This window comes from Cellvibrio fontiphilus (assembly GCF_042646205.1).
GTDB lineage: Bacteria > Pseudomonadota > Gammaproteobacteria > Pseudomonadales > Cellvibrionaceae > Cellvibrio > Cellvibrio fontiphilus_A.
Genome location: NZ_JBHRTF010000001.1, coordinates 127,704 through 144,032 on the forward strand (window position 1 = coordinate 127,704; position 16,329 = coordinate 144,032).

Sequence of the window (16,329 nt, forward strand, 5' to 3'; positions counted from 1 at the left end):
TATGCAAACTGTTGATAACACCCAAACAATCGCTAACGCCCAAACAATCGCTAACGCCGTTATTTTGCTGCACCCCGAAGACAATATTCTGGTGTGTGTAAAACAGCTCAATGCGGGCGATGCAATTCTGATTGATAACGACACCATTCGGCTGGCCGCTGACATAGCGCTGGGCCACAAGATCGCGCGCCGCGCGTTAACCCCGGGCGACAAGGTGTATCGCTATGGCGCCCCCATAGGTTCTATGACCCAGGCGGCTGCCAAAGGTGAGCATGTGCATATGCACAACATGAAAAGCGATTACATCCCGAGCCATACCCGCTCGCGCCAGCATCAAGACAGGAGTGAGCAATGAATCAACCTGGCTCCGCCTCCCCGGAATTTTTAGCCTGGCCGCGCAGTGATGGGCGCAAAGGTATCCGCAATGTGATTGTGGTGGCCTATTTGGTGGAGTGCGCCCACCACGTCACGCGCCAGATAGTAAACCTCGCCAACCCGCAGGACGAAAACGCCATTGGCGATGTACACCTGATCGGTTTCCCCGGTTGTTATCCCAACCAATATGCCTATGAGATGCTGCGCGCCGTGTGTACCCACCCCAACGTGGGCGGTGCACTGCTGGTATCGCTCGGCTGCGAAAGTATGAATCGCGAAAAATTATTGGCCGATGTGATGGCAACGGGGCGCCCGGCTGAATTGTTGGTGATCCAGGAGGCGGGCGGCACCAAGGCGACCATCAGTGCCGGTCTTGCGGCAGTAAAACGTTTGCAGGCACAAGCCGCCAAGGTGCAGCGCGTGCCCATGCAATTACACGAATTAGTGGTGGGCACTATTTGTGGCGGCTCCGATGGCACCAGCGGTATCACCGCCAACCCGGCGGTAGGCCGCTGTTTTGATGCGCTGGTCGCTGCCAATGCCACCTGTATTTTTGAAGAAACCGGCGAATTAATCGGTTGCGAAACCATTATGGCCGACCGCGCGATAACGCCGGAATTGGGCGCAGCCATTGAAGCCTGTGTCGCCAAGGCCGAGCACTATTATCGGGTGATGGGTTTTGGCAGTTTTGCACCGGGCAATGCGGACGGCGGCTTAACAACCCTGGAAGAAAAATCCATGGGCGCCTATTCCAAATCCGGTTCATCGCCCATTAGCGGTTTAATTAAACCCGGCGATATTCCTCCCGTTGGCGGTTTGTATTTATTGGATGTAGTGCCTGACGGTGAACCGCGTTTTGGTTTCCCCAACATTTCCGACAACGCTGAAATTATCGAATTAATTGCCTGCGGTTCCCATGTGATTTTATTTACCACCGGGCGCGGCTCGGTCGTTGGCTCGGCAATTTCGCCGGTCATAAAAATTTGCGCCAACCCGGAAACCTATCGCCGCCTCGCGGGAGATATGGATGTTAATGCCGGGCGCATTTTGCACGGCGCTGCAACGCTCGATGAAGTGGGCGAAGAAATTTTACAAACAGTGATTGCGGTAGCCAGCGGTGCGCCCAGTGTTTCGGAAGCCTTGGGGCATCAGGAATTTATTTTGACCTACAAATCCTTTGAACCCATTGGCCCGGGTTGTTTACCGGTGCGCGGCTAACCCCCTCCCAACCTCCCCCTTGGCAGGGGGAGGAGCTGCTACCCCCTCCCCTTATGAAGGGGAGGGCTGGGGTGGGGTTTCTCCCTCCCCTTATGAAGGGGAGGGCTGGGGTGGGGTTTCTCTCTCCCTTTATGAAAGGGAGGGCAGGGGTGGGGTTTTTATGAATATGAAAGATAAAAAATTATGAAAAGACTGGAAGGTAAAACCGCATTAATTACAGCCGCGGCCCAAGGTATTGGGCGCGCCAGTGCAGAATTATTTGCCGCCGAAGGCGCGCGTGTTATCGCCACCGATATTAATGTCGCGGCTATGAATGGTTTAAAAGGCTGCGAAATTTATGGTTTGGATGTATTAAACCAGGAAAAAATTCAGCAGCTCAGCGAAACCATTGAGGGTATCGATATTTTATTTAATTGCGCCGGTTACGTGCACAGCGGAACCATTTTGGAATGTGATGAAAACGATTGGAATTTTTCCATCGATTTAAACGTAAGTTCCATGTATCGCATGATCCGCACTTTTTTGCCGGGCATGATTGCGCGCGGTGGTGGCTCTATTATCAATATGTCTTCCGTTGCCAGTTCCATTAAAGGTGCGCCCAACCGTTTTGCTTATGGCATGACTAAAGCGGCGGTGATTGGTTTAACCAAAGCGGTAGCTGCCGATTTTGTCACCCAGGGGATTCGCTGCAATGCAATTTGCCCCGGCACAGTACAAACCCCATCACTTGAGCAGCGTTTGCACGCAACCGGTGATTACGAAACTGCTTATAAAAACTTTGTCGCCCGCCAACCTATGGGGCGTTTAGGCACTGCGCGAGAAATGGCAGAGCTAGCGCTTTATCTGGCGAGCGACGCATCGGCATTCACCACTGGCACCATCAATATTATTGATGGTGGTTGGAGTAATTAAAAACTAACCCCACCCCGACCCTCCCCTTCACAAGCGGAGGGAGTAAAAGCTCCTCCCCCTGCCAAGGGGGAGGTTGGGAGGGGGTCGATTATGAAGGGGTTAGTAAGTGTTAAATAAATTGAGAGCAACAACATGAAATTATTTCGTCACGGTAATCCCGGCCAAGAAAAACCGGGTGTGGTTGATAGTAGCGGGCAGTTGCGCGATTTGTCGGGTGTGATTGCTGATATTAATGGCGCTGCGATTAACGATGAAACGCTGAAAAAAATTGCCGCGCTGGATTTGGCCAGTTTGCCTCTGGTGCCCGAGGGTACGCGTTTTGGCCCCTGTGTAAGCAACGTGGGTAAATTTATTTGTATCGGTTTGAATTACGCCGATCACGCCGCTGAATCGGGTGTGGCTGTGCCATCTGAACCTGTGGTGTTTATGAAAGCGACCAGCGCGATCACCGGCCCCAACGACAATGTGATCAAACCGCGCAACTCCACCAAACTCGATTGGGAAGTGGAATTGGGTTTTGTCATCGGCAAACACGCCAGTTATGTGGAGCTGGATGAAGCGATGGATTACATCGCCGGTTATTGTGTGATTAACGATGTATCCGAACGCAATTTCCAACTAGAGCGGCCGGGTGGCCAGTGGGATAAGGGTAAAGGCTGCGACAGCTTTGGCCCTCTTGGCCCTTATTTGGTTACGCGCGATGAAGTGAAAAATCCATTGGATTTGTATTTGTGGCTCAAGGTTAATGGCAAAACATTCCAAAATGGCTCCACCGATCAAATGGTATTTAGCCCGCAATTTTTAGTGCATTACCTCTCGCAGTTTATGAGTTTGCAACCGGGCGATGTGATCAGCACCGGCACGCCGCCCGGTGTTGGCCTGGGGCAAAAACCGCCAGTGTATTTGAATGCGGGCGATGTCATTGAATTGGGCATTGAAGGTATGGGCACGCAAAAACAAGTGGTGGTAAATGCGTGAGTAACCCCCTCCCAACCTCCCCCTTAAAGCGGGGCGCGCAGCCGGGGAGGAGCTTTACTCCCTCCCCTTATGAAGGGGAGGGTCGGGGTGGGGTTACACTTTCTCCTTACGAAGGGGACAGGGTGGTGTTACAACTTTCTCCTTATTAAGAAAGGGTTGGGGTTAAAAAAATTAACAACACGAGAAGTGATCATGAAAAAAAATACATTCAATAAATTATTGTTAATCGCCAGCAGCATTTTTTCTGCATCGGCGATGGCAGCTGACAATATCGCGCTCTATAACAACCAGCCACTAAATGGATGGCAATTGTTTATTGAAAACCCCGAGCAGCAACAAAAAGTTACTGCCGCGGCAGCAGCGTTACCCAAAGACGATGTAAAACTGCAAATCAGCGGTAAAGATAATTCTGCCGATGTGCTCACCTTCAGTTGGCAAGACACCTGGCGCGCCGGGATGACATTGGAGGCGGGTGCGCCCATCAACCTGAATGGTTTAATGAAACAAGGTGTACTGGCACTGGATATAAAAATCAATGAGCTGGAGAAGGGTGGCGTTTCTTTCAAAATGGAATGCCAGCCGCAAGGTTGCGAGCGCGTGGTGCCGTTTACTATGGCCGCGCGCGAATTGCGTGGCAAGGGCTGGAGCACAGTGTATGTGCCGCTCGGTTGTTTCAAACAGCAGCAGGATGATTTTAGTAAAACCACTATGCCCTTTGCGCTGGAAGTTGGCGGCAAGGGCGATGTGTCGGTCGCCAATGTGAATTTGTTAGCCGCCGCGCCCAAGGATGCGGTGTTGCACCAGTGTCCGGATTATAAAACTGTCTCGGTAACACCCGGCATGTTAAATGAGTGGTGGTCTATCGATTGGTGGCTGCCGCGCCACGAGCAAAAACTCGCAGACGCTAAAGCCATCGCTGCCAAGGGTGGAAAAATTGATTTGTTATTTATTGGTGACTCCATCACCCAGGGCTGGGAAAAAGAAGGCGCAGCGACCTGGCAAAAACACTACGCCCAGCGCAATGCCTTTGCCATAGGTTTTGGTGGCGACCGCACCGAGAATGTGCTTTGGCGTTTGCAACATGGCGCGCTGGATAATATGTCACCCAAGTTAGTGGTGATGATGATTGGCACCAACAATACCGGTCATCGCCAGGAAAATCCGGCAACCACAGCTGCTGGTATTAAACGTTTAATCACTGAAATTCAGCAACGTCAACCAAAGGCAAAAATTTTATTGCTGGCGGTATTCCCGCGCGATGCAAAACCCGATGGTGATCTGCGTAAAATTAACGATGGAGTCAATGCCATTATTAAAGATTATGCCGATAACAAACGTGTATTTTTTGCCGATATCAACTCAGTATTTTTAACCCCCGAAGGTGTTCTGCCCAAAGCTATAATGCCGGATTTGTTGCACCCCAATGAAAAGGGTTACGACCTTTGGGCGGAGGCACTGGAGCCGCATTTGCAAAAGCTATTGAAATAAACGCTGTGCATATGCCTGTAATAAATAACAATACGGCGCCTGCAGGCGCCGTTTGTTTTAAAAAATGTAACAAATAAAAAATATCGGAAAATAGCTTTCAATAAATAATTAGCAAAAAATAAATGTCGGCAAATAACAACAATCAACTGCACGAGACCGCGTTATGAAATTATATCTGCCTTATTTTATTATCAGCCTGCTACTGGCTTGTTTTAGTCTTAGTGTCGCTGCCAAGCCTAATATTCTCTGGTACGAACAGGCCGCCGAACATTGGGAGGAGGCCCTGCCTCTGGGTAATGGGCGTTTGGGGGCAATGGTGTATGGCGGTGTAACCAGCGATAACATCCAACTGAATGAAGCCACGTTTTGGGCGGGCGGCCCGCACAATAATCTAAACCCTAAAGCCTTGGAGTCACTGCCGGAAATTCGCCGGTTAATTGCAACGGGCAATTATCTGGCGGCAGAAAATCTGGCGGCAAATACGATTACCAGCCAGGGTTCAAATGGCATGCCTTATCAAACGGCGGGCAATTTGCATTTGGAATTTCCTGCGCATAAACAATTCAGCCATTATTATCGCGAACTGGATATAGGCCGGGCGCTAACCACTACTCGCTACCAAGTGGGCGATGTGGTTTATACCCGCGAAGTATTCAGTTCATTTGTGGATCAGGTCATTGCGGTAAAACTCTCGGCGAGTAAACCGGGGCAATTAACTTTTGCGGCCCATTTATCCCACCCTGCTGAGATGCAGTTTGCAACCGAAAATAATGACACGCTGGTGATGCAAGGTATGTCCAAGGATCACGAAGGCATTAAAGGTCAGGTGAAATTGGCGGTGCTTGCCAAAGTGATGGCAACAGGTGGCCAGGTTGCAAAAAATAATCAGCGTATTGCGGTTAAAGGTGCTGACTCAGCGATTATTTTAATTGCCATGGCTACTAACTTTGTCAACTATCAGGACATCAGCGCTAATGCACTCGCGCGCGCGCAGGATTATTTAAGTCGCGCTGCGGTGCAATTTAATCCGGCGGAGTATGAGCAGCGCAAACAGGCGCACAGCGATTTTTATAAACGCTATTTTGAGCGCGTCAGTTTGAATTTGGGAAGCAGTGAATTTTCCCGCGAGCCAACCGATGCCCGCATTCGTTTATTTGCCAGCCGGCATGATCCTGAACTCGCCAGTTTATATTTCCAGTTTGGCCGCTATTTATTAATTTCCTCCTCGCAACCCGGTGGCCAGCCCGCTAATTTGCAAGGCCTGTGGAATCACCGCATGGACCCGCCCTGGGATAGCAAATACACCCTGAACATCAATGCCGAAATGAATTATTGGCCCGCTGAGGTAACACAGTTAAATGAGTTGCACGAGCCGTTTATCACTATGGTAAAAGAGCTGGCGCAAACCGGGCAGCAAAGTGCAAAAACCATGTACGGCGCGCGCGGTTGGATGGCGCACCACAATACCGATATCTGGCGCATTACCGGCGGAGTGGATCGCACCTGGGGCTCATGGCCCACCAGCAATGCCTGGTTAAGCCAACATTTGTGGGAAAAATATTTGTACTCAGACGATAAAAATTACCTTGCCAGTGTTTACCCGGTAATGAAATCGGCAGTGGAATTTTTTGAAGATTTTTTAATTGAAGCACTTGGTAAAAATTCACCCGATCAACCCTGGCTGATTGTTTCACCCTCCATGTCTCCGGAAAATGCACCTGTTGCCACGGGCACTAAAATTGCCGCCGGCGTGACTATGGATAACCAGCTTTTGTTTGATTTGTTTTCCAATACCATCGCCGCCGCGCAAATACTCGGTGAAGATAAACCCCGCCTTGCGGCCTGGAAAAAAATCCTTTCACGTCTGCCGCCTATGCAAATTGGCCAGTACCACCAATTGCAGGAATGGTTGGAAGACTGGGATCACCCGCAGGATAAACATCGCCATATTTCACATTTGTACGGCCTGTTTCCCAGCAACCAGATTTCGCCCATTAACTCCCCCGAATTATTTAGCGCAGCGCGTGTGACTATGGAACAGCGCGGTGATCCTTCCACCGGTTGGTCGATGAATTGGAAAATTAATTTGTGGGCGCGCCTGCTGGATGGTGATCGCGCTTTAAAACTCATGCGCGAACAAATTAGCCCGGCCATGACACTTGATGGCAGTGTCAATGAAAGTGGCGGCACCTATCCCAATATGTTTGACGCGCACCCGCCGTTTCAAATTGATGGCAATTTTGGTTTTACCTCGGGCATGGTGGAAATGTTGGCGCAGAGCCACGACGGTGCCGTACATTTATTGCCGGCGCTGCCACAGGCATGGCCGGAGGGCGAAGTAAAAGGCCTGTTAATGCGCGGCGGTTTTGTGGTGGATATGCGTTGGGAAAAAGGCCAGATAACAGCATTAAAAATCCATTCGCGTCTGGGCGGGAATTTGCGTTTGCGCACGCACACACCGCTGCCGGCGGTAAAAGGTTTAAAGGTGAAAAAAGTTGCGGCGAATAAGCCTAACCCCAATGGGTTTTATGCCCAGGCGAACATCAAACCGCCCATTATCAATACCCAAAAAGTGGTGCCGCTTTTATCGCTGGCTAATGCCTATGTGATTGATGTGGCGACCAAAGCAGGGCAGGTTCTGGAGTGGCAATCACCCGCCGCTCATTAACATTGGCGCGGTGTGACACGGCAGGGATGCTTTGTTGCCGGTTAATGATATATTCAGCCTTGCGGTTCTATAACCTGAGCCTGTTTGCGCGCATCAACTTATTGCGCACCGCAATCTACCCTGTGTATCAATCTAAGGAAAACCAAGGAGCTAACCGTGAAATCATTTTCTATTTTGACCTCGCCCATTGCTGAAGCCCTCGCTGCAATTGCCCTGGTGTCTATGGCTATCCCTGCTTTTGCCAAACCTTTGGATGTGGATATGACGCCCGGTTTGTGGGAAAACAAAATGCGCTACACCGGCGATGGCGCGGAGCAAATGCAGCAGATGCAGTCCGGGCAGATGGAAGCTGCGATGGAGGAGATGAAAAAACAATTTGCCGCTATGCCACCAGAGCAGCGCAAACAAATGGAAGCCTTGATGTCACAGTCGGGAATGGAAATTACCGAAGATGGAATGAACTTCAAGAATGATCAGGTCAGCATGACCAAAGAGGGCATCACCACTAAACAATGTGTGACCCAGGCGCAAATTGATTCAGGTGAAATGGGTTTGAAAGAGGGCGATGAATGTACCCACAGCCTGACCCAAGTGAGCAAAAATCGCTTTAAATCCCTGCAGGAGTGTGGCGGTGAAAATCCATCGCGCAGCGAAGCGGAAATTACCTTCAGCTCATCCAAACGCTACTCGGGCACCGGTGTTATGACCCAAACTGTCAACGGCCAAACCCACAACATCAGTGTGGCGGTGGAAGGCAGTTGGCTGGGGAGCGATTGCGGTTCCATCCAGCCAGATGACCAGCTCTGATGTCTGTTAGCTAACATCTTGGCAAAACGCTAAAAAAGCACCGCAGGGTGCTTTTTTAGTATTTGTCGCCCGCGCAACCGCCCGCCACTGGTTATTAATTCTCCATTCATGCGATGACCTATAGTCTGCTTTGGCTTATCCTTGTCGCCACATTTTTCACACTGTGCGAGTAACGATTGTGATTAAACGCTGCACCCTTATCGGGTTATTGATGCTGGCCACCAGCCTTGCCGCCCAGGCGCGCGAACTGGTGATAGTGTTTGAAAATAGCCTGCAGCCTTCTTCCTCGCTGGATGCCATGGCGCGCTCGCAAATGCTGATGCGCAACCTGGCCATGGCCGGTGTGCCCCAGGCGATGTTTCTGGTGCAGCCGCGCGCGTTGGACAACAAAGATAAAGCCCGCTTGCAGCTGTACAGCGAGCGCGGCCATTTGTTGGTAAATGCGGGCTATAACCACAGCTTGGTGAGCAAGGGTGATCTCTATGCCTATGAAGTGGGCATACTTAAAGCGAACCGCTTGCTGGCACCTTATAGCGGTTATCAACAACATGTGCATTTTTCCTACCTGCATGAGCAGGGCGATAGCAGCATCCAGCGCGGCTTGATCGCTTTTTTGGCCGAGCGCGGTTATCGCCCGGCATTTACCAACTTTAATCCCTGGCGCGGTGTGGATGCTTACTTGAACCAGTTGTATCAAGCGCGGCTAAAACGCAATCGCCCGGTGAATATGGCGGCGCTGGAGTCTGCCTACACAGAGCTGCTTACCCAAGCCCTGCAGCAACAGGATGCCCTCGCGTTCAACCTGCTGGGCTATTCGCCACCGCAAACCCTGGTGTTACAGGAAAATGATTTAGCCGCGTATTTTGTTGTGGCGCTGGTGGATAAATTGGTCGCACAAGGCTGGCAGTTAACTACCGCCCGGCGCTTGCTGGAGGCGCCCATCGCCAACCCTTTATTCCATAGCGGCTGGGGCGCAAACAGTGTGTGGCCGGCGGTGACGGGTTTGCCCGACAGGCGCGTGGCTTACCCGCGCACACTGGGTGAGCGCCAACAAGAAGTAGATACTTTTTTACAAAACCGTATTCCCGGTTTACTTGAAAACTAATTGTGTTGTTTAGGGAGTTTTAAACCAAATGCAAACGAAAACTGCAATCAAACCCGGTGTGGATTCAGTCAGCGCTCGTCGCCTGCCAGTGTTCCCCGCACTCGGCCGCCCGGTTGTATTGGTGTTGGCAGCACTGCTTGCTATGCCGCTCGCTGCACAACAAAAATCCGTTATTTTTAAAAATGGTTTTGAAGCCGGCAGCGACAGCAAACAGTGGGCTCTCATGTACGGTGCCACTATTGTCGAGGCTGATGCGCGCACCGGTAGTGGCGCACTGTTTGTCGAGCAGGGCGAGGCCTCGCTGCGCAGTCGTGTCAGTTTAAGTGAGCAGGGCACACTGGAGTTGTGGCTCAAAACTTCATCGCCCGCAACCCAATACAAAATCAATGTGTTGGTAGCGACCAGCCAAAACAGTGATAACGGTTGGGTAAATGTGGGGCAAATTAATGGCAATAACGACACCGCCGAGTACTACGCCAAACGTGTTTCTATTGACGACCCGGGCAAAAAGTTTTTGCGCCTGGACATTGAAGTGCAAAACGGTCAATTGTGGATTGATGATCTGCGCGTAGAAAAAATTCTGCTGGATACTGCGCTACAAAAAAATCAGGAAAAAGTGATTGCCGAAGTGCTAGGCAAATTGCGCGACGATAAAAATTATCAGGTGCAGGCCGATGCCCTGCGCACCCTGGGTAAAAATTACGCCGCGCAGGTGGATGTGCAGCGCCAGTATCTGGAATATGCCAACGGTATTTACTCCAGCGTAACGCTGGTACTCGCCACCTCAGAGCGCGGCAAAATGGCCAACCCACTCGGCTATCAAACGTTTAAAGGTGTAGTGAACGATGTGCGCACCGTGGCATCGCCTATTCAAAAGGCGCGGATGGATTCCATGTTGCGCCCATTGGGTGATATTGCCACCGCCACGTTGAATATCATGACCAATGGCACCTACGCGGCTTTTGCGGAGCCATTCAAAACTATTGTGGCAACCGCGTTTGATCGCTCCTCCTATGAAAATGCAGGCATCGACCGCAAAGCGCGTAAGTTTGCAGAAGCCAATGGTTTGGAGACTTTCAAAAAAACCGAAACCTTCCTCGGTGAAATTGAAAAAGAACTCAACACCGTTACCGCATTGGATAAAGACCTGTTAGATATCCAGCGCGAAGTAGATAAATTCCGCAAAGACCTGGACAAACATTTAAAAGAATCGCTGATTGCCGGTGGCATGGGGCGCGGCAAAGAAAATTACAATCGCGTGATGAGTAAGGATGAGCCGGTGCGCGCCGCGGCACTGGAAGAAATCAATAATTACTTTATGGTGCAAGCCGAGAGCTACCAAAATTTCTCCAGCTCCAACACCGAGTTCGTACAGTTCATGATGAAGGCCACCCGCACCATGGAGGAAACCCAAGCCTTCAAGGAGCGCTTCAACCAAATCGCCTCGTCGGTCATCACCTTTTACGACAAATTCGACCGCTCAGTCGCCAAGGATCAAAACCCCTTCACCAACGACAAAGACCGCGCCGTATGGGAATCCCACGCGGTAAAAGTCCGCGCCTACATCCAGGAATCCAAAGCGGCGTTTGCCAAGGCGTACATGTAACAACTACCGAGTATTAATACTCTCAGACGCCCCACAAGTTGGGGCGTTTTTGTTTTTAAGCAACAAATTTTCTGGAACAGGACTGCACGCGGTGATAAGGTTCTGGGACGCTCAAAACAGCTATAGCAACAAGGGCTGCTGATCAAAATTTCTCTTGCGGTGACTTTTTGTCTGCCAGTATTTTTTTGATGATGAATAATTTGTATGAATGAATTCCATCTCCAGTTGATCGACGAATTATTTGCTGCCGCTGAAAAAATGGATATGCCGATATGGATTGGTGGCGGTTGGGCAATTGATGCCCGCTTGGGCAATATTACTCGCGAACATGAAGATATAGACATCACCTTTCCCGCAGAGCGTAAGGGCGATTTTTTAGCCTTGCTTACAACTATGGGTGGGCAAATAACAGAAGAGACGGATTATGGTTTTCTAGCGCAGCTGCGCAATATATTGCTGGACTGTGAACCAGCTTATTGGGCTGGTAGCGCTTACGAAATTGAGGAAACACCAGCAGGCTCTTGTCCGGCAGCTTACGAAGGGACGCTAAACGGCGTGAAGGTTAGATGCAATAGCTGGGAAGCCATTCTGTGGGATTATTTTTATTACGCCGATGAACTCCCACAGAACCAGTGGCCGGCAAAACATCAGTATTCTTATGCGCTGGTCTGCTCAGTAGTGGGGAATGCAAAAGTCCAACGGCTAAGAGCTGAGTTTGACTCAAAATAGCAGCAAATTATTTGCTCATCGAAAATACTTTCATAATAAATAGAAAATTTATGCGTCTAGTTTCCTGCTTTGTTGCCATATTCTTTTGCGCTAGTTGCATATTACTACTTGCGCCGCGTTTATATGCCCAGCCATTGGAAGAGCAAAAAATTGTTGCTTCTTACCTGTATAACTTTGCCAAAAAAATTGATTGGCCGCAGTTGCGTGCGCGTGATTCGTTTGCGATTGCGCTCTATGGTGATATTGATCCGGCGCTGCTGGCGGAGTTGGAGGGGATGCGTGAACGGGTGAAAATTCATGGGTTGCGCGTGACTTACCGGCAAGTAAAAACCTTGGCGGAGTTGGCGGATTTCCAGATGGTGTATCTAGCGCGCGCCGATAAAAAAACCATGACCGATGTGTACGATGCATTGGATGGTAAACCGGTGTTGTTGGTGACCAAAGATTATGGCAACCAGCAATTGGTGATGATTAATATTGTGAGTGAAGGCAAAAGCCGGCTTAAATTTGAGGTGAATAAACCCAACATTATCAACCAGGGTTTGGGGGTTCAGTCTGAATTGATTTTAAGTGGCGGCACCGAGATTGATGTGGCGAGGCTTTACCGCGAGGGCCAAGCCTCTTTGGTTGCGTTGCAAAAACAATTGCGCAATCGGGAAAAAACCTTGAAGGAGTTAAGTGCCGCCATTGAAAGCCAACAGGCAACCAATAATAACCTGCAGGTACAAATGGCTGAGCTTGCCGAAAATATTGATGCCAGCGATGCGTTAATTGCCCACCAGAAGCACCAGCTGGAGTTGCAGCAAAATCAAATTGAACTGAGTTTACATGAGCGTGAACAGCTGGTGGATGAGGTAGCGCTGCGCACTAACCAGTTGGAAGAACAAAAACAATATTTGCAAACTATTTTGCAGGAGATTGACCAGCGCGAGCGGCGCCTTGCTTATCTGAATAAAAATATTAGCGATTTGGAAGCCACTATTCTGGAGCAAAAAAATGCGATTATGGGTTTGGATCAGCAGGTTGATTCACAGCAGGTAGCGCTGCGCTATTTGTGGGGCTCGGTGGTATTAGGGGTACTGTTAATTATCACTATTTTTATCGCCTATATAGTGAAACAAAATGACAACCGGCGCTTGGCGGCGCGCAGTGAGGATTTGCAATTGGCCCAGGATCGCCTCGCCATTGCCAAGCGCAAAGCGGAAGATGCCAGCCAGGCCAAGGGTGAATTTTTGTCGCTGATGAGCCATGAGTTGCGCACCCCGCTGCAATCCATTATTGGCTACACCGAATTGGTGATGGAAGAATTAAAGTTGGCCTGCGATGAAACCCACATTGATGATTTGCAGCGTGTGATTAATAACGCCGAGCGCCTGTTGAAATTAATCAATGGCGTGTTGGATATGGCCAAAATCGAAGCGGGTGGTATGAGTCTGGATCTCACCCAGGTGAAGTTGTCGCGCTTGGTGAATGAAGCCTTGACCGCGGTTGCACCACTGCTGGAAAAAAATGCCATTCAGTTGCGGGTTGATGTGGATGATGGTGAAACCCTGCCGCTGGCCGACCCGGAAAAAATTGTACACATACTGATTAATTTACTCAGTAACGCGGTTAAATTTGCGCCGCATGGCGAAGTGGAAGTGCAGGCGTTTCATCGCCCTGAGGAAATTTTTATCAGCGTGGCCGATACCGGTATTGGCATTCCCCCGGAGCAGCACACCAGTATTTTTGAACCCTTTAAACAAGCGGATTCCGGTTCAACCCGAAAATATCAGGGCAGCGGTTTGGGCTTGTCTATTAGCCGCCAGTTGTGTGAATTGATGGGGGGCAGTATTCAGGTGGAAAGTGAGTTGGGCAAAGGGGCGCGTTTTATTATTGAGCTGCCCCTGCCGATTAAACCTTCAGTTCCAGCTCTCGCACCGGCAATGGCTGGTGCGCCTGAATAAGTTCCTGTGCGGGTTTGGGGGGCCCTAGGTGATAACCTTGCACATAGTCCACACCCATTTGTTCCAATATGCGCAAAATCGCGTGGCTTTCCACATACTCGGCCACCGCTTTTTTTCCCAGAGTTTGGATAACCTGAATCATGGATCTCACCAGGGTTTGATCAATTTCATCGCTGTCCAGATTTTGGATAAACGAGCCGTCCAACTTAATGTAATCCGCCGGTAAATCTTTTAAATAAGCAAAACTGCTAAAGCCGGAACCAAAATCATCCACCGAAAAACTGCAACCGAGCTTGTGTAATTCGGCAATCACGCGCTGGGTAATATGCAGGTTAAATAAACTCGCACTCTCGGTTAATTCAAACGTGATTCGGCTCGGGTCCACGCCTGTCTCTTCCAAACTGGCGAGAATGGTCGGCATTAATTGTTCATCTTTAAAGGCTTGTGCCGAGAGGTTGATGGCAATGTGGTTGAGCAGGGGATAATCGCGCAAATGGCGAATCGCTAATTTAATAATCCAGCGATCCAATAAGTGCATTTCGCCGGAGGCTTCCAGCGCCGGGATAAAACTGCAGGGGCCAATAGTTTTGCCATCTACATCCTGCAGGCGCACCAGCGCTTCGTAATAGGAAACCTGGTTGGCCTTCACATCAAAAATCGGTTGGAAATAAAGTGCTATACGGTCTTCCACAATGGCCTTGCGCACTTTTTGCGACATATTAATGGAGTGGCGCAGCTCATCGCTCTCACTGTCCAGCGGATTATAGAGGTGAATCAAATTGCGCCCGCGCCCCTTGGCGACGTAGAGCGCTATATCCGCACGCATTAAATATTCTTCGGGGTTGTGGCTACTGCCGTCGATTAAACTAATGCCAATACTGCTGCCCAGGTTGATTTGCTGTTCGTGCAAGGGAAAGCTGAAGCTGGCAACTATGGCTTGCAAACTCAAGGCAAATTCATGCGCTTCGCCGTTGCTGCTGTCGCGCAATAAAACTGCAAATTCATCGCCGCCCAAACGGCAGAGTATGTCGCTGCTGCGCACTTGCTGGCTGAGCAGGCGCGACATATCGCGCAACACATCGTCGCCGCGCTGATGGCCAAAGGTATCGTTAATCACTTTAAAGTGATCCAAATCCATATACACCAAGGCGTGTTGGGTTTGGGTGCGCACAGCGTCGGCGGTAAGCTGGCTGAGTGTAGTTTCAAAAAAGTGGCGGTTGTACAAACCAGTCAGCGAGTCGTGCATTGCCAGGTATTTTAATTGCGCCTGGGACTCGCGCCGCTCAGTCACATTATCCAGGCACACAGTGAGTGTAGTCTGTTCATTAATTTTGCTGGAACGGCTGATTTTTAATTGCGCCCAAATGCGCTGATGGCGATTGGTGCTGAAGCAGAGTTCAATTTCCGGGCAGGGTTTTTTCTGTTGCAGGGCTTTGCGAATTTTACTTTTAAACAGCGCAAACTGACTCACATCATCGGGCGCAATAAAATAATCCAGCTTGTGGCCTATGCAGTCGGAAATCGCAAACCCCAGCAATTTTTCCCAGGCGTGATTTAAATAGTGAATGCGGAAATCCAAATCCAGCTCCATCACCACGGATTGCAAATCGTTGAGCAGTTGATGGTGGTTTTCATAGAGTTGGCGAAACGCGAGTTCGCGCGCCTCCAGGGATTTTACCCGCGCGGCAAATTGCGCGTTGCTCACTAAAAAGTCGTCGCGGTGAATGGCTATGTCGCATACGCGGCGCAGTTGGTCGGCGCGGAAGGGTTTGGGTAAAAAATCCACCGCACCCAACAACATTAATTCTTCGGCCTGATCAATAGTGGTGTGCGCGGTCATCATTACAACCGGTTGGCTGGGGCGACTGGTTTGTATCTCAATCAATATGTCGCGCCCGGATAATTTTGGCAGCATAACGTCCAGCAACACCAGGTCGTGCTGGCCGCGCTGCCAGGCCGCAAGGCCGGTATCGCCCTGGTCGGCAACTTCTATTTCGAAATTAGCCGCTAACACCCGTTTAATCAGGTCTGCGGTGTCGGGTTCATCCTCTATCACCAACAGGCGTGGTTTGCGTGAACCCACTTCCTGCGCCTGACTGAGTTGGGTGATGGCGGGAATCAAACGGTGTAGATGATCGAGCGGCACCAATTGGTTAATGCCATATTCGCGTGCGGTCACCTCGGCAATGCGCTCGCACCAGGTGCGCGCGGTGATGATGATGGGCAGGTCGGCGCGGCAGTGCAAAATACCGCTGCGCACCAGTCGCGATAAGCGCCAGCCATCCAGATCGGGGGTTTCTACATCGACAATTAATAAATCCACCGGTTGGTGGCGCAACAATCGAAGGGCTTTTTGGGCGGAATCTACGGCATGTATTGTCTGATAATCCGCATCTTCCAGGCAGGTAAGTATGGCGTCCAGCGCTTTGTTGTCGCTATTGACCACCAGAATACTGATAAAGGCGTGGGGATTTTGTCTGAAATTATTATTAAACAC

At 50.2% G+C, this 16,329-nt stretch carries 12 protein-coding genes; 11 read left to right on the forward strand and 1 reads right to left on the reverse strand.

Annotated features, from left to right (window positions below):
* Window position 1: 1 nt before the first annotated feature.
* From ACFODX_RS00565 to ACFODX_RS00615, 11 genes are all read left to right on the forward strand, one after another.
* A complete protein-coding gene (locus tag ACFODX_RS00565) occupies window positions 2-355 on the forward strand; it encodes a UxaA family hydrolase (protein WP_378114982.1) in 354 nt (117 codons plus the stop codon).
* Window positions 352-1,593, forward strand: a complete 1,242-nt coding sequence (locus ACFODX_RS00570) for a UxaA family hydrolase (protein WP_378114984.1) — start codon at window positions 352-354, stop codon at window positions 1,591-1,593. The genes ACFODX_RS00565 and ACFODX_RS00570 overlap by 4 nt, the downstream gene beginning before the upstream one ends.
* Before the next feature lie 183 nt (window positions 1,594-1,776).
* Complete coding sequence (locus ACFODX_RS00575) at window positions 1,777-2,505, forward strand: SDR family oxidoreductase (protein ID WP_378114986.1); 729 nt, start codon at window positions 1,777-1,779, stop codon at window positions 2,503-2,505.
* A gap of 132 nt (window positions 2,506-2,637) precedes the next feature.
* Complete coding sequence (locus ACFODX_RS00580) at window positions 2,638-3,483, forward strand: fumarylacetoacetate hydrolase family protein (protein ID WP_378114988.1); 846 nt, start codon at window positions 2,638-2,640, stop codon at window positions 3,481-3,483.
* A 192-nt stretch (window positions 3,484-3,675) separates the two neighbouring features.
* On the forward strand, window positions 3,676-4,971 hold the full coding sequence (locus tag ACFODX_RS00585) for a GDSL-type esterase/lipase family protein (RefSeq protein ID WP_378114990.1): 1,296 nt from the start codon (window positions 3,676-3,678) through the stop codon (window positions 4,969-4,971).
* Between the two features lie 163 nt (window positions 4,972-5,134).
* A complete protein-coding gene (locus tag ACFODX_RS00590) occupies window positions 5,135-7,639 on the forward strand; it encodes a glycoside hydrolase family 95 protein (protein WP_378114992.1) in 2,505 nt (834 codons plus the stop codon).
* Between the two features lie 156 nt (window positions 7,640-7,795).
* Window positions 7,796-8,446: a DUF3617 domain-containing protein gene (locus ACFODX_RS00595; protein WP_378114994.1), complete on the forward strand. Its 651-nt coding sequence runs from the start codon at window positions 7,796-7,798 to the stop codon at window positions 8,444-8,446.
* 178 nt (window positions 8,447-8,624) lie between these two features.
* Entirely contained in the window at window positions 8,625-9,551 is a 927-nt protein-coding gene (locus tag ACFODX_RS00600) for a hypothetical protein (protein ID WP_378114996.1), read from the forward strand.
* 28 nt (window positions 9,552-9,579) lie between these two features.
* Window positions 9,580-11,157, forward strand: coding sequence for a BAR domain-like protein A BdpA (bdpA, locus tag ACFODX_RS00605; protein WP_378114998.1), 1,578 nt, complete (start codon window positions 9,580-9,582; stop codon window positions 11,155-11,157).
* A gap of 204 nt (window positions 11,158-11,361) precedes the next feature.
* Window positions 11,362-11,886 (forward strand): nucleotidyltransferase domain-containing protein, encoded by a 525-nt coding sequence (locus tag ACFODX_RS00610; protein WP_378115000.1) that lies wholly within the window; start codon window positions 11,362-11,364, stop codon window positions 11,884-11,886.
* A gap of 50 nt (window positions 11,887-11,936) precedes the next feature.
* Entirely contained in the window at window positions 11,937-13,832 is a 1,896-nt protein-coding gene (locus tag ACFODX_RS00615; protein WP_378115002.1) for a YfiR/HmsC family protein, read from the forward strand.
* On the opposite strand, the gene ACFODX_RS00620 is transcribed toward ACFODX_RS00615, so the two are convergent.
* Window positions 13,780-16,329, reverse strand: a complete 2,550-nt coding sequence (locus ACFODX_RS00620) for a two-component system response regulator (protein WP_378115004.1) — start codon at window positions 16,327-16,329, stop codon at window positions 13,780-13,782. The two genes, ACFODX_RS00615 and ACFODX_RS00620, sit on opposite strands and share 53 nt — an antisense overlap.

What these genes read in the sequence shown, in the direction of transcription:
- ACFODX_RS00610 (WP_378115000.1), top strand. Translation starts at nt 11,362, where the DNA reads ATGAATGAATTCCATCTCCAGTTGATCGACGAATTATTTGCTGCCGCT.
- ACFODX_RS00580 (WP_378114988.1), top strand. Translation starts at nt 2,638, where the DNA reads ATGAAATTATTTCGTCACGGTAATCCCGGCCAAGAAAAACCGGGTGTG.
- ACFODX_RS00575 (WP_378114986.1), top strand. Translation starts at nt 1,777, where the DNA reads ATGAAAAGACTGGAAGGTAAAACCGCATTAATTACAGCCGCGGCCCAA.
- ACFODX_RS00590 (WP_378114992.1), top strand. Translation starts at nt 5,135, where the DNA reads ATGAAATTATATCTGCCTTATTTTATTATCAGCCTGCTACTGGCTTGT.
- ACFODX_RS00565 (WP_378114982.1), top strand. Translation starts at nt 2, where the DNA reads ATGCAAACTGTTGATAACACCCAAACAATCGCTAACGCCCAAACAATC.
- ACFODX_RS00570 (WP_378114984.1), top strand. Translation starts at nt 352, where the DNA reads ATGAATCAACCTGGCTCCGCCTCCCCGGAATTTTTAGCCTGGCCGCGC.
- ACFODX_RS00615 (WP_378115002.1), top strand. Translation starts at nt 11,937, where the DNA reads ATGCGTCTAGTTTCCTGCTTTGTTGCCATATTCTTTTGCGCTAGTTGC.
- bdpA (WP_378114998.1), top strand. Translation starts at nt 9,580, where the DNA reads ATGCAAACGAAAACTGCAATCAAACCCGGTGTGGATTCAGTCAGCGCT.
- ACFODX_RS00585 (WP_378114990.1), top strand. Translation starts at nt 3,676, where the DNA reads ATGAAAAAAAATACATTCAATAAATTATTGTTAATCGCCAGCAGCATT.